Source organism: Pseudomonas sp. Y5-11 (assembly GCF_022368695.1).
Taxonomy (GTDB): Bacteria; Pseudomonadota; Gammaproteobacteria; order Pseudomonadales; family Pseudomonadaceae; genus Aquipseudomonas; species Aquipseudomonas parakoreensis.
Genome location: NZ_CP058974.1, coordinates 3,882,242 through 3,908,070, shown reverse-complemented (window position 1 = coordinate 3,908,070; position 25,829 = coordinate 3,882,242). Strand labels below are relative to the sequence as shown.

The following is a 25,829-nucleotide window of genomic DNA, read 5'->3' as shown; positions in this document are numbered from 1 at the left end:
ATAAGTGAGCAATGGCATGGAGCTTTCTCAACTTACTATGTTCAAGACTGTAGCGGATCACGGAAGTATCATTCGCGCCTCTGAATTACTGCACTGTGTGCCGTCCAACATTACCAACAGAATCAAACTTCTGGAAAAAGAACTTGGGGTATCTTTGTTTATCAGGAAAGGCCGGGGGCTTGTTATCAGCCCTTCCGGTAGATTATTTCTTGGGTACGCAAACAAAATCCTGTCTTTATGCCAGGAATCACAAAGAGCGCTCGATCCTGCGGCGGCGCCGTCAGGACTCTTGAAGATCGGGGCAATAGAGTCATCGGCCACCGGCAGACTGCCCAAGTTGCTCTCAAAGTTTCATCAACTCTATCCGTCTGTGCAAATGCAGTTCAGCACAGGTGACTGGTCGCAGTTATTGAATGATGTGGTTGATCATAAACTCGACGGTGCCATCATTGCTGTCAATCCGGATCATCCTGATATTGAAAGTATCGAAATCTACATGGAAGAACTGGTATTGATTGCCTCTTCAGCTGCGGGGCACGTGCATAATCCGCAGGACTTGAGTGGCACAGATATATTCATGTGGCCTGAAGGCTGTCCTTATAGAAAGGCGCTGGAAAACTGGCTGCAAGCGCATGGTGTTGTTAGTCCTGTAACAAGCATCGCCAGTTACGGCACCATTCTTGGGTGTGTCAGCTCTAGAGCGGGTGTTTCGTTAGTGCCCAGAGGCGTTTTTGAACAGTTTCGCAGGATCGGTGACATAAGCGGCCATGTATTTGACGACCTGCACCCAATACAGAATTATTTTATATGGAATAAAAACAGTGGACCTCATCGAGCAAAAGAAAAATTTGCGGAGCTGCTCGTAGAGGAATTCAAGGACGTCTGACGTCATTTTTACAGTTTTGCGCGCCCACTGATCTCAGTGCCTGCCAGGCGTGTTGTCCTTTCTTTGCCTTCGTTCTCGTGAGTCGAAACGGCAGCAGCCGTACGTCGGTTGATGCCTGGCACGTCGAATCGGCGTTTATCGATTCACTCTCCCTCCTGTTGATTGACACCTGTCAAAAATCCCATTCAACCAGACGTAATTGCGACTTTGCCTCACGCTCGATCAGCCCTTGCCGGTCCCGTGAGCGCTCAGGACTGCCCGCAAACCCGCGTAGCCGCGTTGATCTATGCCTCATTCTGAATTAGTGATTTAACTAGGTAGTTACCTAACTATATAATGCACGCCTCATTTCAACGGGACATTCAACGTGAAGCAGAGTCAACGCCTCTCGGGCATATCAAAATTCATTCTGGTCGGGCTGGGGGTGATCATCGCCCTGCTCGGCCTGGCACTTGCGGCTGGCGGAGTGAAGCTGGTCAGCCTGGGAGGGTCGTGGTACTTCCTCGTGGGCGGTCTGGTGATGGCCGTTTCCGGTTTGCTGATCGCTCGCTTCAAGACGGCCGGCGCCTGGCTGTTCGCGGCATTTCTGGTGGGCACCGCAATCTGGGCGGTGAGCGATGCCGGGCTGGTGTTCTGGCCGGTGTTCTCCCGCCTGTTCATGTTCAGCGCCGTAGGCCTGGTGGTGGCGCTGGTCTACCCGCTGCTCAAGCGCGCCAACGGTGGCGTGCCGGGGCGTGGCGCTTACGGCGTTGCCGCTGTCCTGGCCGTGGGGCTGGCGGTGGCTGCCGGCAACATGTTCGTCGCGCATCCGACTGTCGCTGCCACCGGCACGGGCCCGGGCCTGACCCCGGTTGAGCCAGACAAGGCGCAAAAAGACTGGGCGCATTACGGTAATACCGAAGGCGGCAGCCGCTTTGCTGCGCTGGACCAGATCAACCGCAACAACGTCGACAAACTGAAAGTGGCGTGGACCTACCACACCGGTGACGTCGCCGAGAGCGATGGCAACGGTGCCGAAGACCAGCTCACCCCGCTGCAGATCGGCAACAAGGTGTTCATCTGCACCCCGCACAACAACCTGATCGCGCTGGATGCTGACACTGGCAAAGAGCTGTGGAAGAACGCGATCAACGCCAAATCGAAAGTCTGGCAGCGTTGCCGTGGCATGGCTTATTTCGATGCCACCAAAGCCATCGCTCAGCCAAGCAATTCGAGCATCATTGAAGCCAAACCGGCGCCTGCCGCCAATTGCCAGCGCCGTCTGCTGACCAACACCATCGACGCTCGCCTGATCGCGGTCGATGCCGACACCGGCGAGTTCTGCCAGGGTTTCGGCAACAATGGCCAGGTTGATCTGAAGGCCGGTCTGGGCGATGTGCCGGACAGCTACTATCAGCTCTCCTCCGCTCCGTTGATGGCCGGTACCACTGTGGTGGTCGGCGGTCGTGTGGCCGACAACGTGCAAACCGACATGCCGGGTGGCGTGATCCGTGGTTTTGATGTGATCACCGGCGCCATGCGCTGGGCGTTCGACCCGGGCAATCCGCAGGATAAAAAGGCCCCGGCCGATGGCAGCACGTATGTGCGCAGCACGCCGAACAGCTGGGCGCCGATGTCCTACGACCCGGCGACCAACACCGTGTTCCTGCCGATGGGCAGCTCGTCCACCGACATCTATGGTGTCGAGCGCAGCAAACTCGATCACACCTACGGCGCCTCGGTGCTCGCGCTGGACGCCACCACCGGTGATGAACGCTGGGTGTTCCAGACCGTGCACAACGATCTCTGGGACTTCGACCTGCCGATGCAGCCAAGCCTGATCGACTTCACCAAGGACGGCAAAACCGTTCCGGCGCTGGTCATCGGCACCAAGGCCGGGCAGATCTACGTGCTCGACCGCGCCACCGGCAAGCCATTGACCGACGTTAAAGAAGTCCCGGTCAAAGCCGCGAACATCCCGAATGAACCGTACTCGCCAACCCAGCCGAAATCGGTGGGCATGCCGCAGATCGGTGCCCAGCACCTGACTGAGTCGGACATGTGGGGCGCCACCCCGTACGACCAGTTGCTGTGCCGGATCGATTTCAAATCTATGCGTTACGACGGCCTGTACACCGCGCCGGGTACCGACAAATCGCTGAGTTTCCCGGGTTCGCTGGGCGGCATGAACTGGGGCAGCCTCTCCACTGACCCGGTCCACGGTTTCATCTTCGTCAACGACATGCGCCTGGGTCTGTGGATCCAGATGATTCCGTCGCAGAACAAGGCTCAAGCCTCGTCCGGTGGCGAAGCGTTGAACACCGGCATGGGCGCGGTACCGCTCAAAGGCACGCCGTATGCGGTGAACAAAAACCGCTTCCTGTCGGTGGCCGGCATTCCTTGCCAGGCGCCGCCGTTCGGCACCCTGACTGCGATCGACATGAAGACCCAGAAAGTCGCCTGGCAGGTTCCGGTTGGCACCGTTGAAGACACCGGTCCTCTGGGCATCCGCATGCACCTGCCGATCAAGATCGGTCTGCCAACCCTCGGCGGCACCCTGTCGACCCAGGGTGGCCTGATCTTCATCGCCGGTACTCAGGACTTCTACCTGCGCGCCTTCAACAGCGGCAACGGCGAGGAAATCTGGAAAGCGCGTCTGCCGGTCGGCAGCCAGGGCGGCCCGATGACCTACGTTTCGCCGAAAACCGGCAAGCAGTACATCGTTGTCACCGCTGGCGGCGCGCGTCAGTCGACCGACCGTGGCGACTACGTGATGGCTTACGCCTTGCCGTAAACCGCAGTGCCCGTGTTGAACACGGGCGCTTTCTTTTTGCGCGCGGCACCTGAGGGTGCCGCGCCGCTTTCCGATATCGCTACCGCTTTGAGCAGGAAGATCTCCATGTTTGGTTTTACTCGTAACGGCTGGGTCAACGGCGTGCTGTTGGGCCTGACCTGCAGCGCCACCCTGCCCGCCTTCGCCGATACCGATTCAAACCTGTTGACCCGCAACACCCTGACCGGCGATTGGGGCGGTCTGCGCCACCAGATGGACCAAGACGGCATCAAATTCACCGGCGATTACACCGGTGAAATGGCTTACAACGCCGATGGCGGCCTGCATCGCTCCGGCCGTTACTCGCAGAACATCAAGCTCGGTGCCCAGTTCGACCTGAGCAAGCTGTATGGCGTAGAGAACGCCGGCAAGGTCCAGTTGACCATCAACGACCGCCGCGGCAACAGCGCCTCCGAAGACCTGGTTGGCAACCGTCTGCCGATCCAGGAAAACTACGGCGGCCTCTACACCCGCCTGACCGAACTGAGTTATGAGCGCAGCCTGTTCACCCCGGCGCTCAACGTGAAGCTCGGTTACATGGCCATGGGCAACGACCTCGGCGGCCTCGACAGCGGCATCCTGTGCAACTTCATGAACGCCGGTTTCTGCGGCCATCCGCTGAACATGTCCGGCGGCAGCGGCTGGACCAACTACCCCAACGCTCACCTGGGCGTGCGGGTGAAGTACGACTTGTCGCCATCGTGGCAACTGCGCGTGGCCGCGTTCAACGTCGATCCGGAAAGCAACGGCAATTCCAGCCGTGCCTGGCATCTGGGCCCGAAACACACCACTGGCACCGTGGTGCCGATCGAACTGGTGTACAAGCACGCGGGCCAATTGCCCGGCGAATACAAGCTGGGTTACTACTACGACAGCTCCGACGTGAAACGCATCGGCAGCGACAAAGAAGTCTCCGGCCGTGGCGGTCACTACCTGCTGATCGATCAAGCCGTATGGAGTTCGCCAACGTCCGAGGGCCGCAGCCTGCATGCGTTCGGCCAATACTCGGCAGCCAGTGAAGCAGCTTCGCCATTCAGCAAGTGGTACGGCACCGGTCTGGTGCTGTACAAACCGTTCGAAGGTCGCCCGCGTGACACCGTCGCTCTGGGCTACGGTCGCGCCGTGCCTAACCCGCGCAGCCGCGACGTGCAGCAGGACGCCGCCATTGCCAACGGCACGCAGTTCCCGAATCTGGACAGTGGAGAGCAGTTGATCGAACTCGGCTACGGCTACCAGGCCACGCCTTGGCTGACACTGCGCCCGAACCTGCAATACATCATCGAACCGGGCGCGTTTTCCGGGCAGGACATCGACAATGCGTTGGTGTTTGGTTTACAGGTGAAAGCTTCGCTCTGACTTCTTGCAGAACTGCAGGCAATAAAAAACCCGGCGTAATGACCGGGTTTTTTATTGCCTGACAATTGTCGTAACCAAGATGCTCAGTCAACACCGAACCTTTACCCCCAAACCTGCGTCGGAGCTAAGGCGTTAACGCTTACCGCTCGCCACGAGGTTTCCGCTTGAAAGCCACCATCGTCAAAAAATACCGCTTGATCATCAAGACCATGGGCTACGTGGGCTGGTCGCTGTTCTGGCTGTTGCTCTGGGACATCGCCGTCACCGTCGACTTCATGTTGTTCCTCAACGCCAAGATCAATCTGCCACTGATGCCCCTGACGCTGCTGGGTTCGGCGCTGGTGGTGCTGATCAGTTTTCGCAACAGCAGCGCGTACAACCGTTGGTGGGAAGCGCGCACCCTTTGGGGCATGATGATCAACAGCTCGCGCAGCTTCGCCCGGCAGGTGCTGACGCTGCTGGATGATCCGCAAAACGAAATCAACCCGGTGAAGGCGACACTGTTGCGCCGCCATGTGGCGTACGTCAATTGCCTCGCCGCGCACCTGCAAGGTCAGCCTTGCCCGGAGGAAGTCCGCGCGTTCATCCCGGCAGATGAGTTCGCCCGCAGCGGCACCACCAACAACTTCGCCAACGACATCCTCACCGGCTCCGCATCGTTGCTGGCCCGGGAATACAAGGCCGGGCGTCTGGACAGCATTCGCCTGGCGCGGCTGGAATCGACCATGGTCGAGCTGTCCAACAGCCAGGGCGGGATGGAGCGGATCGCCAATACCCCGCTGCCCTACCCTTACGTGTATTTCCCGCGCCTGTTTATTTCGCTGTTCTGCCTGATTGTGCCGGTTGGACTGGTGGAGTCGCTGGGCTGGTTCACCCCGCTCGCCTCGACCGTGGTGGGCTTCATGTTGCTGGCCATCGAACGCATCGGCACCGACCTGCAAAGCCCGTTTCGCCACAGCGAGCACCAGATTCAGATGGAGGCCCTGTGCGAAACCATCGAGAAAAACCTGCAGTCGATGCAGCGTGATTCATTGGGGGATGCGCGCAGGGTTGAAGCGACTGTTTAAACACATGCACGCCAGGGCATGACGCCCTGGCGAGTCGCAGGTATTACTTTTTCTTTTTCGCCGGCTTGTCAGCCTTCTTTGCGTCCTTGGCCTTTTCCGGCTTGCTATCGGCTTTCTTGGCAGATTTTTTCGGTTCGGCGTCTTTCGTCTTGTCTTTCTTGTCGGAAGACTTGGAAAGCGTCGAGGCTGCCGCCGATTTCTTTTCCGGCGAGGACTTTTTGTCTTTCAAGTCCTTGCTGGCTTTCGAAGCATCGTCTTTTTTGCTTTTCTTCTCGTCTTTAGCCACGTTGACCACCTCTCGAAATGTGCCGGTATTGGCACCGGGCCTGTGCGAATAAACACAAGCTGATCGTTAGGCGTGGGCGTTCGGGCGGGGTTCAGATTATTTGACTCGACACAGCGCCTTGGCGGCGGTCAGGGGCAATGACCCAGACGTGTCTGGTGCGTGACTTGTGTGCCGAGCACGCACCAGAGCACGATTGCCTCCGAATCACCTTGCGTCCAAGACCACTCAGTGCGGGCTGGCGGTCGGACGAACCACAACCTCACTGACATCAACATCGTCAGGCTGCTCGATGGCATAGGCGAGCGCTCGCGCAATGGCATCTGCATTGAGCGCCACACGCCGGAAGGCTTTCATTTCTTCGCGGGCCACTTCATCCGAAATCGTGTCCGCCAATTCGGATTCAACAACCCCCGGGCACACCACAGTGACGCGGATTTTGTCCGTTTCCTGGCGCAAACCATCCGAGATCGCCCTGACGGCGAATTTGGTCGCGCAGTACACCGCTGCTGTCGGGGAAACCGCGAGGCCCCCAATCGATGAGATATTAATCACCTGACCGAAACCTTGTGCCTGCATGTCCGGCAAGACGGCGGCAATACCGTGCAGTACGCCACGAACGTTGACATCAAGCATCTGGTTCCATTCGTCGACCTTCAACGAGGCCAGTGGAGACAACGGCATCACGCCCGCGTTGTTGATGATCACATCGACCTTGCCGTGTTGCGCCTTGGCGAATGCCACGAATGCGTGCATCGATTGCAGATCCGTAACGTCCAGTGCACAGGCACTTGCTGAGCCACCTTCGGCGTGGATCTCGCTGACCAGTTTGTCCAGACGCTCGGTACGGCGGGCACCGAGGACCACATGCGCGCCTTTGGCGGCGATCAACCTGGCTGCCGCTTCGCCAATGCCACTGCTTGCACCGGTAATCAGGACGACTTTGTTTTGAATGTTCGACATATCCGTAGCTCCTGCTGTCTGCATTGAAGTTCAGCACTGACCACCAGAGGGCGGTCGTTGCTGCTGGGTGTGTCGAAAAGATTAAGGGCACAGACCTGCTCGACGCGTGCCGAAACCTGCGCAACTTTTGCCTATTCGTGTCTGTGTGCATCGCCGCACATTTGTAATGAAGCGCCGCTCAGGCCCCACGGAACTCGCTGGGGGTTACGCCCACTTCACGCCGAAAGACCTGAGAGAAGTGACTGGGGCTTGAGTAACCGACCTCGAGTCCGATATCGATGATGCTAAGGCGGGTTTCCAGCAGCAGGTGTCGCGCACGAATCATGCGCAAGCGAATGAAGTACTGCGACGGCGAAGTCCCGGTCGCACGTTTGAACAGGCGGCTGAAGTGGTACTCGCTCAGTTCGGCAAGACTGGCCAGCTTTGCCAGGCTGAAATCAGCGTCCAGATGCGCACTCATGGCGTCAGTGACTTTGCGCAACTTGTAGGCTTGCAAAGCGTTCACCCGGCGCCCGGGCTGGCTTTCGGCGCGATAGCTGCGCACCAGATGTACGGCCAGTGCCTGCGCCAGGGAGCGGGAAAAAAGGGCACTTGGCGAGCGTTCAGTGACCAGTTCAGTACGCAACTGCTCCATGACAAAAGCGACGCGCTCGTCACGCGCCCCTGAAACATCGCGCAAGCGCACAGGCTCGGCGTGCTCACCTGACAGTTCCCGAGACGCCTGCTCGAACAACGGCAGTCCCAGATAAAGGTGCATGACTTCGAAGGTATCGCCTTCATGCGTCTGCCAACGCATTTCATAGGGCTCATCGGAGCTGGTGAGGAAAAAATCGCCGGCACTGACCTCCGCAGCTTCCCACTCTCCACCGAGTGCGCGCTCCTCCACCCTCGCCGCCCCCGCCAGAACCAGAACAAGCAGCGGTTCCACCACTGCAGGCACAAGAATGGGCTCACTGACGCTGCGATGGGTAAACAGCGCAATGACAATGTCCTTGATTTCCAGGCGTGATGGTAACGCCTGCGGCTCGCCTGGCAGGTAGTCAGCCATTGACTCGCCGGTGATGCGCAGGTCACGAGATGACGTCGACATCGGTTCCTGGGAGGTGCGTCCGGTATTGGCCATGAAATCGTCCTTTGCGGATTCTGCGGTGCAAAGCCAGGCAAGTCTCATAGGCTTGTCCGTACTCCGCGTCACGTAGACCGGCTCAATGATATCGGGCTTTTCCCGTGGGTTGAATCGAGCACTGAACCGCCCTCACTGACATTCGGCGCATAACCCCGACAGTTTGGGCAATCTCACGAACGCCGACCTCCGCCCGCTGCGAGACAGTAGACCCGTCGCCGATGACAGCGCCTTGCAAGCGCCAGCACGGCTTATCCCTACTTGATCAAAACGCTGGAGAACATCATGACTGATATCAAGAACAGCACCCCAAACGAAGTGGCCGGTAAAGTCGCGCTGGTCACTGGCGCGGCCAGTGGCATCGGCAAGGCCATCGCACTGCTGCTGCATGCCCGTGGCGCTCAGGTCATTGCCGAAGATATAAACCCTGAGGTGGAAGCGCTGGCCCGCCCAGGTCTGGTGCCACTGGTGGCTGACATCTCGCAGGACGGTACCGCCGAGCGCGCAGTCGCCCTGGCCGTCGAGCAATTCGGCCGGCTGGACATTCTGGTCAATAACGCCGGCATCATCATCAACAAATTGGTCATCGACATGACCCGCGAAGACTGGGAACGGATTCAGGCAGTGAATGCCACCGCGGCATTTTTGCATAGCCGGGAGGCCGTCAAAGCGATGATGCCCAACAAATCCGGATCGATCGTCAACATCGCCTCCTACGCCTCTTACTTCGCCTTCCCCACCATTGCCGCCTACACCGCTTCCAAAGGCGCGCTCGCGCAACTGACGCGCACCCTGGCGCTTGAGGTCATTGGCCACGGCATCCGCGTCAACGCCGTTGGCGTCGGCGATGTGGTGACCAACATCCTCAACAATGTGGTCGACGATGGCCCTGCGTTTCTCGCCCAACATGGCGAGGCCGCACCAATCGGTCGCGCCGCCCAGCCGGAAGAGATCGCCGAAGTGGTCGCCTTCATCGCCTCGGATCGCGCCAGTTTCATGGTCGGTTCGGTGGTCATGGCCGACGGTGGCATGACTGTCACGGCCGGCTGAGCCGCAGCACAAGGCGCCGCACGACATGCCCGACAAGCCCGAGAGGATCAGGCAAATCTGCGGCAGTTTCGTCCTAACACCGCCCGGCTCGCCTACGTAATCTGAAAGCACGCAACGGATGCAGACACAGGCCACGGCAGGCCACTCAGAATGAACAACGTCAATGAGGACTGAACAATGAAAAACGCAAAACGGCTTTCCCTTTCACTGGTGATCAGCGCGATGCTGGCCTGCGCGATGAACCTTTCCGCCATCGGCCTTAACCTGGCCGCTGATGGTGCTGATCGAACTCCCGGCATGCGTGTGAGTGAGGGTGGAAGTGACCGCACACCAGGGTTCCGCGTTGCCGCAGACGGCTCGGACCGCACCCCCGGCATGCGCGTAAGTGAAGGCGGAAGTGACCGCACACCGGGGTTTCGCGTGGCCGAAGACGGCTCTGATCACACGGCTTTGGGTCGTATCTGCTAAGCCGGACAATCGCGGAGAAAAACTGATGAAAAATGCCAGGAAAACCACTCAGGATCATCGTTACGCGGGCATGTGGGTCACCGCTGACGGATTCATCCGTCACGAGCTTCTGACGACTGGGCGTTACGACGAGGCCCGTGGTAAAAATAAGAGCGCCTATCAGGGCCGCTACGAACTGGTCGGTGATTACATCCAGTACTGGGACGACACCGGCTTCACCGCTGACGGGCATTTTCATGACGACGTGCTCTATCACGCCGGCATGATCCTCTATCGGCAATGAGCACTTTGATGATGTCGGATGAATGTCGTCTGCCTGGACAGTTCAGGGCAGACGCTCATGAATACTTGTGAGAGCCTTGAAATGGAACAGAGCGATGCTTTCATTCTGCAAAACACAGCCATCTACCGTGACGAACTGGTTCGCCTGCTGACACAGCGCTTTTCCACGCCCGGAGTCTATGAAACCGCGATAGCGCCCTTGCATGTCATCCGTTTCGACGCCCCCTCAGAGCTTATCCATACCGTGCACAAGCCGGCACTGTGCCTGATCGTGCAAGGACAAAAGGAAATCGGCCTGGGTGACGACCATTACCTGTACGACCCGCTGAGTTACCTGGTGGTATCGGTGACGCTTCCAGTGTCCGGGCGTGTGCTGATGGCCAGTCCGGAGGCGCCCTACCTGTGTATCCGCTTTGATTTCGAGGCCACGGAAATTGCGCAGGTCATCGCCGATGCCCCTCCGGCGGGCGTCCCGGACGAGCCGGAGCTTGGCCTGTTCCTGGAAAAAGTCGATGTACCCCTGCTGGAAACCATGCTGCGGCTGGTCCGGCTGCTGGAAACACCGAAAGACATCGGCATGCTCGCGCCTCTGGCATTGAGGGAGCTGTATTACCGCCTGCTGCGGGGCGTACACGGACGTCGTCTGTATGAGCTTGCCCTCGGTGACTCGCAAACGCGTCGGGTAACGCGGGCGATCGATTGGTTGAACAACCACTACACCCAACCCTTGCGCATTGAAGAACTCGCCCGGGTCGCCAATCTGGGCAACTCCACCTTGCATCATCGCTTCAAGGCAGTGACGGCCATGAGTCCGCTGCAGTATCAGAAACAACTGCGCCTGCAGGAAGCCCGCCGTCTGCTGCTCGGCGAAGGGCTGGATGTGGCGAGTGCCTGTTATCGAGTGGGCTACGAAAGCCCCTCGCAATTCAGCCGGGAATACAGTCGTCAGTTCGGGTGTCCGCCATCAAGAGATGCCAGCCGAGTGCGCCTCCCTGCGTGAACGACTGACCGGCGGCGAATGGGTGGCCTCGAGCTGATGCTGAAGTCATTGCACGGCATTTTTCATGACGGCCATCGCCATTCGGGCTGGCTTAAATGTTCGGCAAAAAAGTCCGACAGCGCTTTGATTTTTACCGGCCGTGTACGCGCCGAGGGGGTGACGAAATACAGGCCGCCACGGGCCATGCTCCATTGCGGTAGCACCACCACCAAGCGTCCGTCTTTCAAGTACTCGCTGGCAATAAACTCCGGCAGTTCGGCGATAGCCAAGCCCTCAAGCAACACCGGCAATAATGCATCCGAGTTGGTCACTCTCAGCGGGCCGCTGGGCACCACGTCTTCTTCGCTGCCGTCTTGATGGGTGAACCGCCACACTTGGCTGCGGGCGCGGTAGGCATAACTCAGGCACGTGCGGGACGCGAGTTCGCGGGGGTGGCCAGGATGGCCATGAGCATCCAGATAAGCCGGTGAAGCGACCAGGTATTGAGTGACGGCACACAGGCGCCGTGCAACCAGCGAGGAATCCGGCAATACGGCGATGCGCAAAGCGGCATCGAAGCCCTCGGCGATCAGGTCTACCGAGGCATCTGAAAGGTGCAGATCAATCGACAGCTCGGGATACTGGCGCAGCAACTGCGGCATCAGCGGTGCCACCCAACGCAAGCCAAACGACATGGGTATCGCCAATCGTACTTGGCCGCGGGGCTGGACCGACAAATCCTGAGCCTCGCTTTCCACCTCTTCAGCCTGCCGATAAATCTCACCCGCCTTGGCCGCCATGCTCGCGCCGAATTCAGTAAGTGCCAGTTGCCGCGACGTACGGTTGAACAAGCGCCCACCCAGGCGCGCCTCCAACCGCGCGACCGCCCGCGATACCGTTGGCACCGACACGCTCATGACGCGCGCCGCGCCGGCGAACGAGCCCTCTTCGGCCACCTTGGCAAACATTGCCAACCCTTCGAAATCCGGAAGTCTGCTCATTTCATTTCTGCAACGATAGGTTTCAGACAATTCTATTTTGAAAGCTTTTCTTCGTCGATAAGCTTCTCCCACACCGCAACTCACTCAATCGAAATACGGGAGAAACACCATGACTAACAAACTCGAAGGCAAAATTGCATTGGTCACCGGCGGCACTACGGGCATCGGTCTGGCCACCGCCAAACGCTTCGCTCAAGAAGGCGCTCATGTCTATATCACCGGCCGTCGCCAAGCCGAACTGGACGCCGCTGTTACCGCGGTCGGCAACGCCACCGGCGTGCAGGTGGATTCCACCAACCTTGATCAGCTGGACGCGTTGTATCGCCAGATTGGCGCGACCCACGGTCGGATCGATGTGCTGTTCGCCAATGCCGGCGGTGGATCCATGCTGCCACTGGGTGACATCACGGAGCAGCAGTACGACGACACCTTCAATCGCAACGTAAAAGGCGTGCTGTTCACTGTGCAAAAGGCACTGCCGCTGCTGGCCCCAAAAGCCTCGGTGATTCTCACCGGCTCTACGGCGGGCAGCTCGGGCACCGCCGCCTTCAGTGTGTACGCCGCGTCCAAGGCCGCCGTGCGCTCATTTGCCCGCAACTGGATTCTGGATTTGAAAGACCGCCAGGTGCGCATCAACACCATCAGCCCCGGCGCCACCCGCACGCCTGGCCTGGTTGATTTGGCCGGCCCTGATGCCGCTCAACAGCAGGGCTTGCTCGACTACCTGGCGTCGCTGATCCCCATGGGGCGCGTCGGTGAGGCTGATGAAATTGCCAGCGCCGCGTTGTTCCTGGCCTCGGATGACGCCAGTTTCGTCAACGGTATCGAGCTGTTTGTTGACGGCGGCCAGGCGCAAATCTGAGCAGTCAGCGGGCGACTGTTGCGGTCGCCCGCCAACCCACACCTGAACGCGCCCAGTACCAACCCGGACGGCGTTCGCTGGTGCTGTTGTCAGACGCAGATTGAGCTGGAGTCACTGCCGCACTACCGTCTTACAGGGTTCTGCCAAGGGCTTGCTCGTAGCAGGAAAGGAAATGCCGCCACTGCGACTCATCCCAGAAAGAATGCCGTCTGAGTTGAGGAATGTCGTGACGCGCCGCGCCCATTGCCGTAGCACGACCGCGAGACTTCTCCAGGTCAAGCAGCGCCAGTTCGAAATCGAAGTCAGCGTCGGTAATCGAGGCCTTGATAAAGATGTGTTTGGAACGCATGCAACCGTGCTGCCATTTGCCCGAGTGCAGCCGCGCCAGCATTTGCGCTAAACGTTCAAGCAGTCGCAGATGTTGCGTTGTGGTCAACAGGCTTGCAGCGCCCTGGCCATACCAGGTATCCAGATCGATGAAGCCGCCCAGGTCTTCGGTAACCAGAACACCCTGCCATAGACCGTCAACTTTTCTCGCACCATAAAATACCGGCCTTGGTGCATTCACGCCCAGTTGCTCGAGTCTTGAAAGGGCAACGCCTTCACGCAATGCGGTGGGTCGGCCAGTGGGGTAACGCAGACTGCGGAACAAATGGCCGGTCTGACGCTTTACAAAAAACGTCTTGTCACCTTGAACAATCAGCTGGACACCGCTGGTGCCGCTGCGGCGCACATTCGGGGGCTCCACCCACGACCCGGACGTACCCCACCAAAAATCAAACTCATCGCGTGCCCTGCCCATTGTGTGCTCCATTTTTTGTAGAAATTGTTTCGTGCGACGTCGCAACAGCAGCTCAGTCTATTTGTGGACGTTAATAGTTCCCTATTTATCGCGGATGTTAGGGCCATCTTGAGGCTTTTACGCAACGATGTGACAGAAATTGGCTATTGACGGTGTTTATCCCTTCAGGGAGACCTTTGCTCACATACAGATGCCGGCAGAGCGCGGTCGACACATCGAGTGACTGATGAGTGAGCCTCATAAACCCTTGCCGATTTACCCCTCTAGTGCCCTTAAATCAGCTCGCTTACTGTGCTCCCAACGTCTGACGGGAGATCGACATGCACAAGCGCACACTCGGAAACAGTTCACTGCAAGTGTCAGCTTTGGGCTTTGGCTGCATGGGCTTGAGCCATGGCTACGGTCCAGCGACAGAAACGCCGCAAGCGATCTCGCTGATTCGCACGGCCGTTGATCTAGGCGTCACCTTCTTCGATACCGCCGAGTTCTACGGCCCTTATCTCAATGAGCAAGTCGTCGGCGAGGCGCTGTCCCCGGTTCGTGACCAGGTCGTGATCGCCACAAAATTCGGCTTCGCCGTCGGTGCCGACAATACAAAGCAGACTCTGGACAGCCGGCCCGAACGTATTCGGGTCGCCGTCGAAGGTTCGCTGCGCCGATTGAAAACCGACTACATCGATTTGCTTTACCAACACCGCGTCGATCCGGACGTGCCGATCGAAGACGTCGCCGGGACGGTGAAAGACCTGATTAGCGAAGGCAAGGTCAAGCATTTCGGCCTGTCGGAGGCCGGTGCACAGACCATTCGCCGTGCGCACGCGGTGCAGCCGCTCACGGCGCTGCAAAGCGAATACTCGCTGTGGTGGCGCGAGCCCGAACAGGAAATCCTGCCGACGCTTTGGGAGTTGGGCATCGGCTTCGTGCCGTTCAGCCCTTTGGGCAAGGGCTTTCTCACGGGCACGGTGTCGGCGGAGGCCACTTACGGCAGCGACGATTTCCGCAGCATCGTGCCGCGCTTCAGCCAAGCGGCGCTGCAAGCCAATCAGGGGCTGGTGGTATTGATTCGCCAGATCGCCGCGCAGAAACACGCCACGCCGGCGCAGATCGCTTTGGCCTGGCTGCTGGCGCAAGCGCCGTGGATCGTACCGATTCCGGGCACGACCAAACTGCATCGCCTGGAAGAAAACCTCGGCGGCGCGGACATCACGCTCGATGCCGCCGAGCTGAAGGCGATTGATGTTGCGCTGGCGCAGATCCGCATCGAAGGCGAGCGCTATCCCGAGGCCCTTAAAGCGCGTGTCGGTCGATGAGCAACGATCACGATCCGCTGCGGCGCACGGTGATCGCCGCACTGGCCAGCGCTCCGCTGCTGTCGCTCGCCGACACGCAAGGCGCCAGTGAAACACCGCGCTCAGGCTCGCGGATTTTGGTCGCGTACTTTTCGCGCTCGGGCAATACCCGCGTGGTTGCCGGGCTGATCCAGCGTGGGCTGGGTGCCGATCTGTTCGAGATTCGCCCGGCCCACGCCTACCCCGAGGACTATCTGCAAACCGTCGAGCAGGCGCGTCAGGAACGTGACAGCGGCTACGTACCCGAACTGCAAAACAAGGTTCACGCCCTCAGCGACTACGACACGATTTATCTCGGCTTTCCGATCTGGGGTGAAACCGCGCCGCCGATCGTGCGCACCTTCCTCAGCGCCCACGACCTGACCGGCAAGACCCTCATCCCCTTCAACACCCACGGCGGTTATGGCTTGGGCAACAGTCGCAGCGTGCTCGTCAAGCACGCGCCGAAGACTAAGGTTCTGGAAGGTTTTGTGATGGAGGGTGAGCAAGAGCGCAAGACCATGGAGCGCGTGAATGGCTGGCTGAGCGATCACCCCCTCACGCGTTAATCGAATTCTGTACGGAGTGAGATCATGAAAATCCGCACCTTGGGCAATGGCCTGAAAGTGTCCGCACTGGGCCTTGGTTGCATGAGCATGACGTCGGCCTACGGGCCGGCTGCCGACAAAACCAGCATGATCAAGCTGATTCGTTCGGCCCACGAGCAAGGCGTCACCTTGTTCGACACCGCTGAGGCGTATGGCCCGTTCGCCAATGAAGAACTGCTGGGCGAGGCCTTGCAGCCGATCCGCGAGCAAGTCGTCATTGCTACCAAATTCGGCTTCGATATCGACCTGATCACCGGCGCACGCGGCGGCGGCACCAACAGCCGTCCAGCGCATATCCGCGCCGTGGCCGAGGCCTCGTTGAAGCGTCTGCGCACCGATTGCATCGACCTGTTTTATCAGCACCGCGTTGATCCGCAGGTGCCCATCGAAGACGTCGCCGGCACGGTCAAGGAGCTGATCGCCGAGGGCAAGGTCAAGCATTTTGGCCTGTCTGAGGCGGGTGTGGAGACCATACGCCGGGCTCACGCGGTGCAACCGGTCACGGCGGTGCAGAGCGAATATTCGCTGTTCTGGCGCGGCCCGGAGCTGGAACTGCTGTCGGTGCTGGAAGAACTGGGGATCGGCTTCGTTCCATTCAGCCCGCTGGGCGCCGGTTTCCTCACCGGTCAGATCGACGAGCACACGCAGTTCGACGCGAGCGATTTCCGCAATGTCGTCCCGCGCTTTTCCCCTGAAGCGCGCAGGGCCAATCTGGCGCTGGTCGATGTGGTGAAAGCCGTCGCGCAACGCAAACACGCCACGCCGGCACAAGTGGCCCTGGCCTGGTTGCTCGCACAGAAACCGTGGATTGTGCCGATCCCGGGTACGACGAAACCGCATCGCCTGGAAGAAAACCTGGGCGCGGTCGAGTTGCCATTGAGCGCAGATGATCTGCGCGTGATCAACGAGCAAATGGCGCAAATTCAGGTGCACGGTGAACGCCTGCCGGAGTCGGCACTGAAAATGACCGGACTTTGAGTCTGCCCAACGCGGCGCTGCGTGCGGCGCCGCTTCCATTGCCTGACCGGAGTTGATCCGATGAACCGATTGATCGCGCCACTCGTGGCTTTCTCACTCATGACCGCAGAAGCCCAGGCTGCCAGTGAAATCCGCATTACCCCGAACGGTTCCCAGCCCTCGATCAAGGGCGCGGCGCAAAACTTTACCGGCGCGGTGCGCGTTGATGGCCTGTTCAAAGGTGACGCACCTGCGCGCATCGCCGGCGGCACGGTGACCTTCGAACCTGGCGCACGCACGGCGTGGCACACCCATCCGCTGGGGCAAACACTGATCGTCACCGCTGGCGTTGGCTATGTGCAGCAAGAGGGTGGCCCGCGTCAGGAAATCCGTCCGGGCGACACTGTCTGGATTCCGCCGAACACCCGGCACTGGCACGGCGCCACGGCCAACAGTGGCATGACCCACATCGCCGTCGCTGAAGCCGAGGACGGCCAGACCGTCACCTGGGCGGAGCAGGTCTCGGAGGCGCAATACGCCGGCCAATGAAGTTACTGAATGTGTCGAAGCTGTTCGCTCGGTACTCTTCCGGCAAACCATCATCTAAGCTCCGGGCCCCGTAACAGCGGGGCCGCGTCAGGATTGCAGCGGTTATGGCAACGTTGACTCATGAGTTTTGCTCAGGAGTCCATGCGCCTTTTCGGGGTTAATCGCCACCACCATCCTCCGTACGATCCAGCAACACCGCAGTGACCTGCAATGGATGGAGCCTTTCATGATGACCACTGACGCACGCAAGTGCACCGCCCTCCCCGCACTCATGGCGCTTTGTCTGGGCGTTGCGGCGATCTTCAGCGTTACCACTCAAGCAGCCGAGGCAGCGCAAACCATGACCAACACAGCCGCCAGCGCAACGACATTGTCGAGCCAACAACAAGCGATTCCACTGATCGCGGCGTTCATGGCGACCAGCGACATGCCTCACCTCAACGCGGCGCTCAACCAGGGACTCGATGCCGGCCTGACCATCAGCGAAACCCGCGAAGTTCTGGTGCAGCTCTACGCCTACGTCGGCTTCCCGCGCAGCCTCAACGCCTTGAATGAATTGATGACCGTGGTGCAGGCGCGCAAACAGCGCGGCATCGATGATGCGCCGGGACGCGAGCCGGGACGCGCTATCCCGACCGGTGACGAACTGCTGGCTGCCGGCACCGCGAATCAAACCAGGATCTCCGGCGGCCCGGTCAAAGGCCCGGTGTTCGAGTTCGCTCCGGTGATCAACCGGTTCCTGCAAACGCACTTGTTCGGCGACATCTTCGAGCGCGACAACCTCGACTGGCAAAGCCGCGAACTGGCGACCGTCGGAGCGCTGGCAGCCACGCCAGGGGTGGAATCGCAGCTGCGTTCGCACATGGCGGCGAGCCTGCGCGTCGGTCTCAGCGCGGCACAGTTGCGCCAGGTCACCGAGCTGCTGAAAAAACACGGCGATGCGCAGACGGCTGAACGTGCCGACACCGCGCTGACCCAAGCCCTCGCAGCTTCGGGGGCATGACATGAAAGCTGCAAAACATTTGCTGTGCCTCTCACTGTTGAGCCTGTTGGCGGCCTGCGCAAACCATTCCGAAGGCCCGCTGCTGATCCAGAAGCAAGGCAGCTTCGCCGCTGGCGGAACGATGATCACGGCACCGGGCACTTTCAACCCGCGCCAACCGATGGCGCCCAACGGCCAGACTTACCACGGTGACCACGCCTACGCGTTCTATCAGATCCCGGTCGATGCGCGAAAACTGCCCATCGTCATGTGGCACGGCGCGGGGCAATTTTCCAAGACCTGGGAAACCACTGCCGATGGCCGCGAGGGGTTTCAGAACATCTTTCTGCGCCGGCACTACGGCGTCTATCTGATCGATCAGCCTCGGCGTGGCGATGCCGGACGCAGCATGGTCGAGACCACACTCAAGCCTGTGCCTGACGAACAACTGTGGTTCAACCAGTTCCGCATCGGCCTGTGGCCCAACTACTTCAATGGCGTACAAGTGGCACAGGACGCACAAACCCGCGAGCAGTTTTTCCGGGCGATGACGCCAAACACCGGGCCATTCGACATGGGCGTGGTCTCCGACGGCGTGTCGGCGCTGTTCGACAAAATCGGCCCGGGGATTTTGTTCACCCATTCGCAAGGTGGCGGGCCGGGCTGGTTGACGGCGATCAAGAACGACAAGGTCAAAGCCATCGTGGCATTCGAACCGGGCAGCAGTTTCGTGTTTGCTGACGGTGAAGTGCCGGCGCCGATTCCCAGCGCGTTCGACACGGTGCAAGGCGCAGCGGTGCCCATGGAGCAATTCATGGCGCTGACGCGCATTCCGATTCTGATCCTCTACGGCGATAACATCCCGGAACAGGCCGTCGACCTGCCTGCTCAGGACAGTTGGCGCGCACGCTTGAAAATGGCCCGGCTTTGGCGTGACGCGGTCAATCGACATGGCGGTGATGTGCGACTGATCCACCTGCCGGAGATTGGCATTCACGGCAACACCCACTTCCCCATGTCGGATCTGAACAACGTGCAGATCGCTGACCTGGTCGCGCAATTCCTCAAAGAAAAACAGCTGGACTGACCCCAACACTTTTGCAACTGCCGCCCTAATTGATTGCTCAGGAGCTTCACGTGAAGAACACTCTCAAAGCCACGCTCATGTCGGCATTGGTCGGCCTCTCGGCGGGCGAGGCCTTGGCCGCCGACTACAAAAAGAACCCTTTCACCCTCGCCTACGACGGCGCGATCAGCAAGAACGAACCGGGCAAGGTCAATATCCACCCGGTCAAGTACTCGCTCAATGGTCTGGACATCGCCGCCAACGTCTACACCCCGGCCAACTACGACGCGAAAAAGACTTACCCGACCGTGGTCGTTGCACACCCCAATGGCGGCGTGAAAGAACAGGTTGCCGGTCTGTATGCCCAGCGTCTGGCGGAACAGGGTTACATCACCATCACGGCCGATGCAGCCTATCAGGGCGCCAGCGGTGGTCAGCCGCGCAGCATCGATAAACCGGCGTATCGCATCGAAGACATCCACGGCATGGCCGACTTCATCAGCCAGTTTGCCGGTGTCGATGACAAGCGTCTGGGCCTGCTCGGCATCTGCGGCGGTGGCGGCTATTCGTTGGCGGCGGCGCAAACCGATAAACGCTTCAAATCGCTGGCGACCGTAAGCATGTTCAACTCGGGCCGGGTACGCCGCAACGGCTACAACGATTCGCAAATCGACAGCATCCAGCAACGTTTGCAACAGGCATCAGCAGCCCGCGCGCAGGAAGCGGCCGGCGGTGCGGTGCTGTATTCGGGCGATGCCAACCTCACCGATGAGCAGATAGCCAAACTGCCCTTCGAACTGTATCGCCAGGGCTACGAGTACTACTGGAAAACCCACGCACACCCCAACTCGACCTTCAAATACACCACCAGCAGCTTGCTGGATTTGATGCGTTTCGACGCCACCGACCACATTGAACTGATCAATCAACCCTTGCTGATGATCGCCGGCAGCAAGGCCGACAGCCTGTACATGACTCAGGATGCCTTCCCCAAAGCCACCGGCACCACGGACAAGGAAGTGTTCATTGTCGATGGCGCGACACACATCGAAACCTACTGGGTGCCGCAATATGTTGATGCGGCGATTGGCAAGCTGAGCGAATTTTACGCACGCACCCTGTGATGAGCGCCTTGAGGGTCGCGCATCCATGCGCAACCTGCTTTCATGGAATAATCCCGCGTCCCTCATGAGAGGCCCTCATCAATGTCCCGCGCCAACCTCAACGACCTGCAAGCCTTCGTGGTGATCGCCCGCGAAGGCAGTTTTACCCGCGCAGCCGCACAGCTGGGCGTCTCGCAGTCGGCGCTGAGCCACACCATGCGCGCCCTTGAAACTCGGCTGGGCGTGCGCCTGCTGACGCGAACCACGCGCAGCGTTTCGCCGACCGAGGCCGGCCAGCGCTTGTATCAGTCGATGGCGCCGCGCTTCGATGAGATCGAACTGGAACTGGCTGCGGTCAGTGAATTTCGCGACACCCCGGCCGGTAATGTGCGGATCTCGGCGTCCGAACATGCCGCCAACAATATCCTCTGGCCGAAGCTGTTGAAGGTGCTGCCCGACTACCCGGACATCAAGGTCGAAATCACGGTCGACTATGCCCTTTCCGACATCGTTGCACAGCGCTATGACGCCGGCGTGCGTCTGGGCGATCAGGTGGCGAAGGACATGATTGCCGTGCCGATCGGCCCGTCATTGCGCATCGCGGTAGTGGGTTCTCCCGAGTATTTCAAGCACCGACCGATCCCGCAGGCACCGAGCGATCTGGCTGCGCACAACTGCATCAATCTGCGCCTGCCCACCCACGGCAGCCTGATGCAATGGGATTTTGAAAAAGACGGTCACGAACTCAAGGCGCGCGTCGAGGGGCAATGGACGTTCAACAGCAGCATGCCGATCCTGCGTGCGGCGGAGGCAGGTTGCGGGCTGGCGTTTCTGCCGGAAGACATGGTCATGAGCCAGTTGTCCAACAGCACACTGGTGCGCGTACTTGAGGATTGGTGCCAACCGTTTGCCGGTTACCACCTTTACTACCCGAATCGTCGTGAACATTCGTCCGCGTTCGGGGTTGTGGTGGATGCGCTCGTTTATAAGGAATGACGCGTTAAATTGACTCAGATCATGATTCAATTCGATTGAGGAAAATAACCAACAACTTTCTTGATCCGCATTTTCTTTGTGCTAAAAGTATTGCCGCCAGTGGCTCCTTACAGGGATGAGTAAGGGTTTGCTCATCCGCAGCCATTGCCCACGGATGCATACTTTCAACAAGGAAGTCATATGAAAATAGTTGGGCTGTCCGGGATTCTCCCGTCACGCATTATCAGCAATCAAGACGTTATAAACCTGGTCGAGGAACACTCTAAAGATACCTTCCAGGAAGACTTGCCAAAAACCTTGAAGACCATCAGCAAGTTGCTTGAAAAAAGCGGCAGTGGCACGCGGCACTGGCTGGGCGCCGACGAGACGCCGATGGAACTGATGGAGACAGCGTTCAACTCCGCGCTCGCCCAGGCCAATATCGACAAGGCCGACCTGGATCTGTTGATCTATCCGAACGTCACGCGAGGCTTCATCGAGCCGGCCAACAGTACGTTCATCGCCAAGGCGCTGGGGCTGAGCTGCAGAAACTTCGATGTGGTGGACGCCTGCAACGGCTGGGTGACCGCCATGGATGTCATCAACAGTAAAATGCAGGCCGGCGAGATTCGCTACGCGGCGATCGTCAATATGGAATTTGGCATGTCTGCTGGCGGGCCGGTGATGCCCAAGAACTTCTCTTTACAGTCGTCGGCGGAACTGGCTTACAAGTTTCCGAGTTTTACCATTGGCGAAGCTGTCACGGTCACCATTCTCAGTCATGAAGCCCCCGGCAACTTCAAGTTCTCGTACATCAACAGGCCGGACTTGAGTGACTTGTCGACCATCTCCCTGCCGGACTGGAAACTGTTCTGCAATGAGGAAGATATTCCGCGTATTTCACCGACCGGCGGCCAGTATCAATTCAATTCCTACGCAGCAGCCTTGCATGAAGATGGCCGCAACGAAGCGATAAAAGTCTTCAACTTGCAAAACGTCTCTGCGGCGGATGTTCATAAAGTATTTATTCATACCGGTTCACCCAAGATGTGGGAGCACATTGGGCAACTGATCGGTATTGATCACAAGCTGCACCATGTCGGGCACAAAACCGGCAACATCATTACCGCGTCCATCCCCTACGGCATCTTCGATGCGATGAGTCGCGGCGAAGCCGAGACCGGGCAGTTTTGCATGGGCTGGGCGGGCAGCGGCGGGATGGTTTTCTCTGCGCTGTCGTTTACCTTGTAGGGCCTGATGCAACTTGCCGTCGTGAGGCGGCAAGTTGCTCGTCCATGATCAAAACGGTTGATTGTTAAGACGCTCTCACTGCAGACGATTCGGGCAGGCGCGGTTTCACGAATGAATGACTACAGCAACTGCGCCAGTCAGCAGGCAAACACACGCCACGGCCGTCAGGCGCAATCGCATTGGCAGGTACCAGGTTTGCAGGCTCACAACCCGAACCAACTGCCGGTCTTGCCAGAAGTGCACGACAAATCCGATGATCAACAGCAAGCAACCCACTGGCACCAGCAGTAACGTGCTGAGCCAAGCGACAAGTGCCGGAATGACACTCCATACAAGACGGTCGCGGCGCAATTCATCACTCATGTTTTGCACTGACATGGCGAACCCCCAGTGCAAGGCGCCGATGAAGCTGAGGATGACAGCGCCATAGTTGACCAGCGCTACCGCCCAAAACATTCGATATTCCAAAGATGTGAGGATGAGTAGCACAAGGCCGATAAACGGTAGCAAACCGCCATAGCCCAGCAGACTGACATACCTTGGCGGCGAGAGCGAAGACGACAGGTTCATTTCAATTGCTTCCAGTGCCCGATACACAAGACTGTAGACCCAAAAGCTCCGACCTGATGCGCCCGCCGTCGCGCATAAACGCCCTTCCTCCCCAGCAATTCGATATGAGTGTCAGTCTGTTACGCCCAGCCCTTCCCTGACTGTATCTGTGCGCCTGGCCACTTTGCTGCGAGTATTCCTGCACTCACCTGGCGCAGTGAATTTGATGGACCTTATTGCTGATTTCCCCGAGTTTTTCCTGCCACGCTGCACGCTGCGGCGAATTCATCGTCGTGATGTCGATGCGATTTTCGCCGGGCTGTCTCACCCGCAGGTGATTGCCCACTATGGCGTGTCTTACAACAGCCTCGAAGCGACGGACGAACAGATGCGGTGGTACGACGCGTTGCTGGAAGAACGCCGGGGTATCTGGTGGGGCATCGCACTGCCGGGGCGCGATGAATGGGTGGGCGCCTGTGGCTTCAATGATTGGTCTCATGCCGATCGCTGCCTGGATATCGGCTACTGGCTGATGCCGGACTACTGGGGGCGAGGTCTGATGCAGGCTTGCCTGCCCACCCTTCTGCGCTTCGCCTTGAGCAACCTCGGCGTGCACCGCATTCACGCCGACGTCGAGCCGGAAAACCCCGCCAGCGCCCGCCTGCTGGAGCGGCTCGGTTTCGTGTTTGAGGGAACCCTGCGGGAGTTGGAGTACAAGGACGAGCGCTTCCTCAGCCTGCACCAGTACAGCCTGCTGGCCACTGACCCGGCGGCGCGAGCGTTATTGGAGGACGAGACGCCGATCCTGCGGCCATGCCGTGGCGCGGAGGCACCGGCGCTGAGTGCCCTGGCCCGGCGCAGCAAGGCCCACTGGGGTTATCCCGAAGCGTGGATGGAGGCCTGGGAACCGGCGCTGACGTTAACCCCGGCACAACTGACCGGCCATTACGCGGTGCTGGTCGCGGCGGATGGCCCGCTACTGGGATTCTGTGGGTTGGAGCGCGACGAGGATGGCTGGCAACTGGAGCATTGCTGGGTCGACCCGTCGGCCATGAACGGAGGCCACGGACGACGCCTGGTGGAGCATGCACTGGCTGTGGCATGCGGCCTGGGCGTGTCCACCTTGTCGGTGGAGTCCGATCCGTCGGCCCAAGCCTTCTACGAGCGGCTCGGGGCCCGGCACGTGCGCAATGTATCGCGCCCGGTGTGTGGCGAGCCCCGGCAACTGCCGGTACTTGAATGGTGGCTTGGTGAGTAACGCTTTGTGGCGAGAGAGGATGGCAGATTTATTGGCTGCTGGCGGGCTGCTTTTGGCCGAAGAGAGTTGTTTGTGGGTGGCAGCTATTGGCTGCGGATTCAACCGGTCGACTGATTACGGACACAAGGCAGTCAGTCAATAATGGATAATGGCAGAAACCGGCCCCAAGAAAACTTTAGCTGCTTAGATATCAACGCAGATTGGTCTCTGCAATGGACTGTAAATTTATGATTACTACGGTGGACCAATATGATTGCTCAAACTATTTCGTCGTCGTGCATGGCATTGACGCTCAAACCTATGAACGGATGGCTGTTCACTTTGAATGTCGTCGCGGCGGTGTGCGACCGACGGACCAAAGCAGGTTTATCTCTATCCCAGTAACAGTTGACACTCTAGGTAGCACTCTTGCTTGGGTCAAAACCGAGTTGAACGGGCGCCATTACGAGCTGCATTTGATTGTGTCCGTCGCGACAAACTTGTCTTGGGGCGAGGTTCTCATCCCCCCGCAAATAGCTTTGCTCGCTGGCCAGGCTGAAGCCGCGATTAAGATTGCGTTCCAACTCAAGCGAACTTGATCCGATGGCAGGCAGTGCCTGCTTTGTAGATCCGTCTTTCCCTAACGGCTGCTTTTGGCCGACCTATCCCAGTTGTTGCCTGTTAGCGAAGGGCTGCAATCGAATAAAAGCCGGCATTGGCACCGCGCCGCTCGCTGCCATTGCCAAGTCACCTGATCCAGGAGTGGCCGCTGTTTTTCAGATAAACGCAGTCTGGATAAACGCTTCCAGCGCCTTTTCTTCGAGTATCTCAATAGAAAAATGCCCGAAGCGCTTTGGTAACCAGATAATGCGTGCGCCGGCCGGGGATTGCAGATTCGCGCGAGGCAATGGCGCTCCATTTTCGTCTTGAGGCTGAACACCCGCGTCCATCAGCTCGTCATAGGCTTTTTCGATATCTTTCGTTGAGTAGCAGTGGCGGTAAATCATGCCTTCACCCGAGGAATCCAAAAGCTCTTTCAGATTGCCTGCCAACGGTTGCACCAGCATGAAACGTTCTTGACCTATCAGTGCAATCGCGTAGCGAACATGCAGACCGCCCCGCTCCCAGACAAGCGTTTTGGAAATCCTGGCGTTTAGTATGTGTGCGTAGTAAGCACAGGCTTCCTCGAGATTATTGACCAGTACATCTACATGACTGAACTTCAGATCCATTGCATAGCCCCTGTCCAAAAGCCCCCATCGTAATAGTCAGCCGCCCGCCGGCGGGCGC

At 59.0% G+C, this 25,829-nt stretch carries 27 protein-coding genes; 19 read left to right on the top strand and 8 right to left on the bottom strand.

All coding sequences use genetic code 11. The features are described 5' to 3' along the window. The first annotated feature begins 16 nt into the window (after positions 1-16). Positions 17-886 carry a LysR family transcriptional regulator gene (locus HXW87_RS17225; protein WP_239776918.1) on the top strand — a complete coding sequence of 290 codons (870 nt, stop codon included), beginning with the start codon at positions 17-19 and terminating at the stop codon, positions 884-886. Between the two features lie 367 nt (positions 887-1,253). After that, a complete protein-coding gene (locus tag HXW87_RS17220) occupies positions 1,254-3,659 on the top strand; it encodes a glucose/quinate/shikimate family membrane-bound PQQ-dependent dehydrogenase (RefSeq protein ID WP_047294429.1) in 2,406 nt (801 codons plus the stop codon). Here HXW87_RS17220 and HXW87_RS29510 read toward each other — a convergent pair. After that, complete coding sequence (locus HXW87_RS29510; protein ID WP_256198910.1) at positions 3,644-3,766, bottom strand: hypothetical protein; 123 nt, start codon at positions 3,764-3,766, stop codon at positions 3,644-3,646. The two genes, HXW87_RS17220 and HXW87_RS29510, sit on opposite strands and share 16 nt — an antisense overlap. Between HXW87_RS29510 and HXW87_RS17215 the strand changes: the two genes are divergently transcribed. Together HXW87_RS17215 and HXW87_RS17210 are read left to right on the top strand one after the other, a co-directional pair. Next, a complete protein-coding gene (locus tag HXW87_RS17215; RefSeq protein WP_239776916.1) occupies positions 3,765-5,054 on the top strand; it encodes a carbohydrate porin in 1,290 nt (429 codons plus the stop codon). The two genes, HXW87_RS29510 and HXW87_RS17215, sit on opposite strands and share 2 nt — an antisense overlap. Positions 5,055-5,218: 164 nt before the next feature. Further along, positions 5,219-6,121 (top strand): bestrophin family ion channel, encoded by a 903-nt coding sequence (locus HXW87_RS17210; RefSeq protein ID WP_239776914.1) that lies wholly within the window; start codon positions 5,219-5,221, stop codon positions 6,119-6,121. Between the two features lie 43 nt (positions 6,122-6,164). Here the strand turns inward: HXW87_RS17210 and HXW87_RS17205 are convergent, their stop codons facing one another. From HXW87_RS17205 to HXW87_RS17195, 3 genes are all read right to left on the bottom strand, one after another. Further along, positions 6,165-6,416, bottom strand: a complete 252-nt coding sequence (locus HXW87_RS17205; RefSeq protein ID WP_182401142.1) for a hypothetical protein — start codon at positions 6,414-6,416, stop codon at positions 6,165-6,167. A gap of 216 nt (positions 6,417-6,632) precedes the next feature. Next, the gene (locus HXW87_RS17200) at positions 6,633-7,367 is read right to left on the bottom strand and encodes an SDR family oxidoreductase (RefSeq protein ID WP_239776912.1); all 735 of its coding nucleotides are present in this window, start codon (positions 7,365-7,367) and stop codon (positions 6,633-6,635) included. A gap of 178 nt (positions 7,368-7,545) precedes the next feature. Then, entirely contained in the window at positions 7,546-8,490 is a 945-nt protein-coding gene (locus HXW87_RS17195; protein ID WP_239776911.1) for an AraC family transcriptional regulator, read from the bottom strand. Positions 8,491-8,775: 285 nt separating this feature from the next. Here HXW87_RS17195 and HXW87_RS17190 point away from each other — a divergent pair, with 285 nt between their 5' ends. From HXW87_RS17190 to HXW87_RS17175, 4 genes are all read left to right on the top strand, one after another. Next, positions 8,776-9,540, top strand: a complete 765-nt coding sequence (locus tag HXW87_RS17190) for an SDR family oxidoreductase (protein ID WP_095669160.1) — start codon at positions 8,776-8,778, stop codon at positions 9,538-9,540. 177 nt (positions 9,541-9,717) lie between these two features. Continuing rightward, on the top strand, positions 9,718-10,008 hold the full coding sequence (locus HXW87_RS17185) for a hypothetical protein (protein WP_239776909.1): 291 nt from the start codon (positions 9,718-9,720) through the stop codon (positions 10,006-10,008). A 25-nt stretch (positions 10,009-10,033) separates the two neighbouring features. Continuing rightward, a complete protein-coding gene (locus HXW87_RS17180) occupies positions 10,034-10,291 on the top strand; it encodes an Atu4866 domain-containing protein (protein ID WP_145598127.1) in 258 nt (85 codons plus the stop codon). Between the two features lie 81 nt (positions 10,292-10,372). Then, entirely contained in the window at positions 10,373-11,290 is a 918-nt protein-coding gene (locus HXW87_RS17175; RefSeq protein ID WP_239779165.1) for an AraC family transcriptional regulator, read from the top strand. Between the two features lie 62 nt (positions 11,291-11,352). On the opposite strand, the gene HXW87_RS17170 is transcribed toward HXW87_RS17175, so the two are convergent. Continuing rightward, the gene (locus HXW87_RS17170; RefSeq protein ID WP_041063980.1) at positions 11,353-12,270 is read right to left on the bottom strand and encodes a LysR family transcriptional regulator; all 918 of its coding nucleotides are present in this window, start codon (positions 12,268-12,270) and stop codon (positions 11,353-11,355) included. A gap of 109 nt (positions 12,271-12,379) precedes the next feature. Here HXW87_RS17170 and HXW87_RS17165 point away from each other — a divergent pair, with 109 nt between their 5' ends. Beyond that, entirely contained in the window at positions 12,380-13,132 is a 753-nt protein-coding gene (locus HXW87_RS17165; RefSeq protein ID WP_047294458.1) for an SDR family oxidoreductase, read from the top strand. A 130-nt stretch (positions 13,133-13,262) separates the two neighbouring features. Here HXW87_RS17165 and HXW87_RS17160 read toward each other — a convergent pair whose 3' ends face one another. Continuing rightward, positions 13,263-13,934 carry a lipopolysaccharide kinase InaA family protein gene (locus tag HXW87_RS17160; protein WP_121185473.1) on the bottom strand — a complete coding sequence of 224 codons (672 nt, stop codon included), beginning with the start codon at positions 13,932-13,934 and terminating at the stop codon, positions 13,263-13,265. A 320-nt stretch (positions 13,935-14,254) separates the two neighbouring features. On the opposite strand from HXW87_RS17160, the gene HXW87_RS17155 reads away from it, so the two are divergent. The 9 genes from HXW87_RS17155 to HXW87_RS17115 all read left to right on the top strand — a co-directional run bounded on the left by HXW87_RS17155 (position 14,255) and on the right by HXW87_RS17115 (position 22,753). Continuing rightward, positions 14,255-15,244 carry an aldo/keto reductase gene (locus tag HXW87_RS17155; RefSeq protein WP_182401148.1) on the top strand — a complete coding sequence of 330 codons (990 nt, stop codon included), beginning with the start codon at positions 14,255-14,257 and terminating at the stop codon, positions 15,242-15,244. After that, positions 15,241-15,831 carry a flavodoxin gene (locus HXW87_RS17150; RefSeq protein ID WP_239776908.1) on the top strand — a complete coding sequence of 197 codons (591 nt, stop codon included), beginning with the start codon at positions 15,241-15,243 and terminating at the stop codon, positions 15,829-15,831. Before HXW87_RS17155 ends, HXW87_RS17150 begins: the two co-directional genes overlap by 4 nt. Positions 15,832-15,855: 24 nt before the next feature. Beyond that, positions 15,856-16,848, top strand: a complete 993-nt coding sequence (locus HXW87_RS17145; RefSeq protein ID WP_041063991.1) for an aldo/keto reductase — start codon at positions 15,856-15,858, stop codon at positions 16,846-16,848. A 60-nt stretch (positions 16,849-16,908) separates the two neighbouring features. Next, positions 16,909-17,376: a cupin domain-containing protein gene (locus HXW87_RS17140; protein ID WP_239776906.1), complete on the top strand. Its 468-nt coding sequence runs from the start codon at positions 16,909-16,911 to the stop codon at positions 17,374-17,376. Positions 17,377-17,602: 226 nt separating this feature from the next. Next, positions 17,603-18,379 carry a carboxymuconolactone decarboxylase family protein gene (locus tag HXW87_RS17135; protein ID WP_239776904.1) on the top strand — a complete coding sequence of 259 codons (777 nt, stop codon included), beginning with the start codon at positions 17,603-17,605 and terminating at the stop codon, positions 18,377-18,379. 121 nt (positions 18,380-18,500) lie between these two features. Then, positions 18,501-19,445 carry an alpha/beta fold hydrolase gene (locus HXW87_RS17130; protein ID WP_174376813.1) on the top strand — a complete coding sequence of 315 codons (945 nt, stop codon included), beginning with the start codon at positions 18,501-18,503 and terminating at the stop codon, positions 19,443-19,445. Positions 19,446-19,495: 50 nt separating this feature from the next. Beyond that, positions 19,496-20,548: an alpha/beta hydrolase gene (locus HXW87_RS17125; protein ID WP_095669156.1), complete on the top strand. Its 1,053-nt coding sequence runs from the start codon at positions 19,496-19,498 to the stop codon at positions 20,546-20,548. Between the two features lie 81 nt (positions 20,549-20,629). After that, a complete protein-coding gene (locus HXW87_RS17120; RefSeq protein ID WP_239776894.1) occupies positions 20,630-21,523 on the top strand; it encodes a LysR family transcriptional regulator in 894 nt (297 codons plus the stop codon). Positions 21,524-21,703: 180 nt separating this feature from the next. Beyond that, positions 21,704-22,753 carry a 3-oxoacyl-[acyl-carrier-protein] synthase III C-terminal domain-containing protein gene (locus HXW87_RS17115; protein ID WP_041064001.1) on the top strand — a complete coding sequence of 350 codons (1,050 nt, stop codon included), beginning with the start codon at positions 21,704-21,706 and terminating at the stop codon, positions 22,751-22,753. Between the two features lie 105 nt (positions 22,754-22,858). Here the strand turns inward: HXW87_RS17115 and HXW87_RS17110 are convergent, their stop codons facing one another. Beyond that, the gene (locus HXW87_RS17110) at positions 22,859-23,323 is read right to left on the bottom strand and encodes a DUF3429 domain-containing protein (RefSeq protein WP_121185485.1); all 465 of its coding nucleotides are present in this window, start codon (positions 23,321-23,323) and stop codon (positions 22,859-22,861) included. Positions 23,324-23,528: 205 nt separating this feature from the next. On the opposite strand from HXW87_RS17110, the gene HXW87_RS17105 reads away from it, so the two are divergent. Next, positions 23,529-24,560: a GNAT family N-acetyltransferase gene (locus tag HXW87_RS17105; RefSeq protein WP_239776892.1), complete on the top strand. Its 1,032-nt coding sequence runs from the start codon at positions 23,529-23,531 to the stop codon at positions 24,558-24,560. A gap of 755 nt (positions 24,561-25,315) precedes the next feature. On the opposite strand, the gene HXW87_RS17100 is transcribed toward HXW87_RS17105, so the two are convergent. Further along, positions 25,316-25,771 carry a VOC family protein gene (locus HXW87_RS17100; RefSeq protein WP_095669142.1) on the bottom strand — a complete coding sequence of 152 codons (456 nt, stop codon included), beginning with the start codon at positions 25,769-25,771 and terminating at the stop codon, positions 25,316-25,318. Positions 25,772-25,829 lie beyond the last annotated feature (58 nt).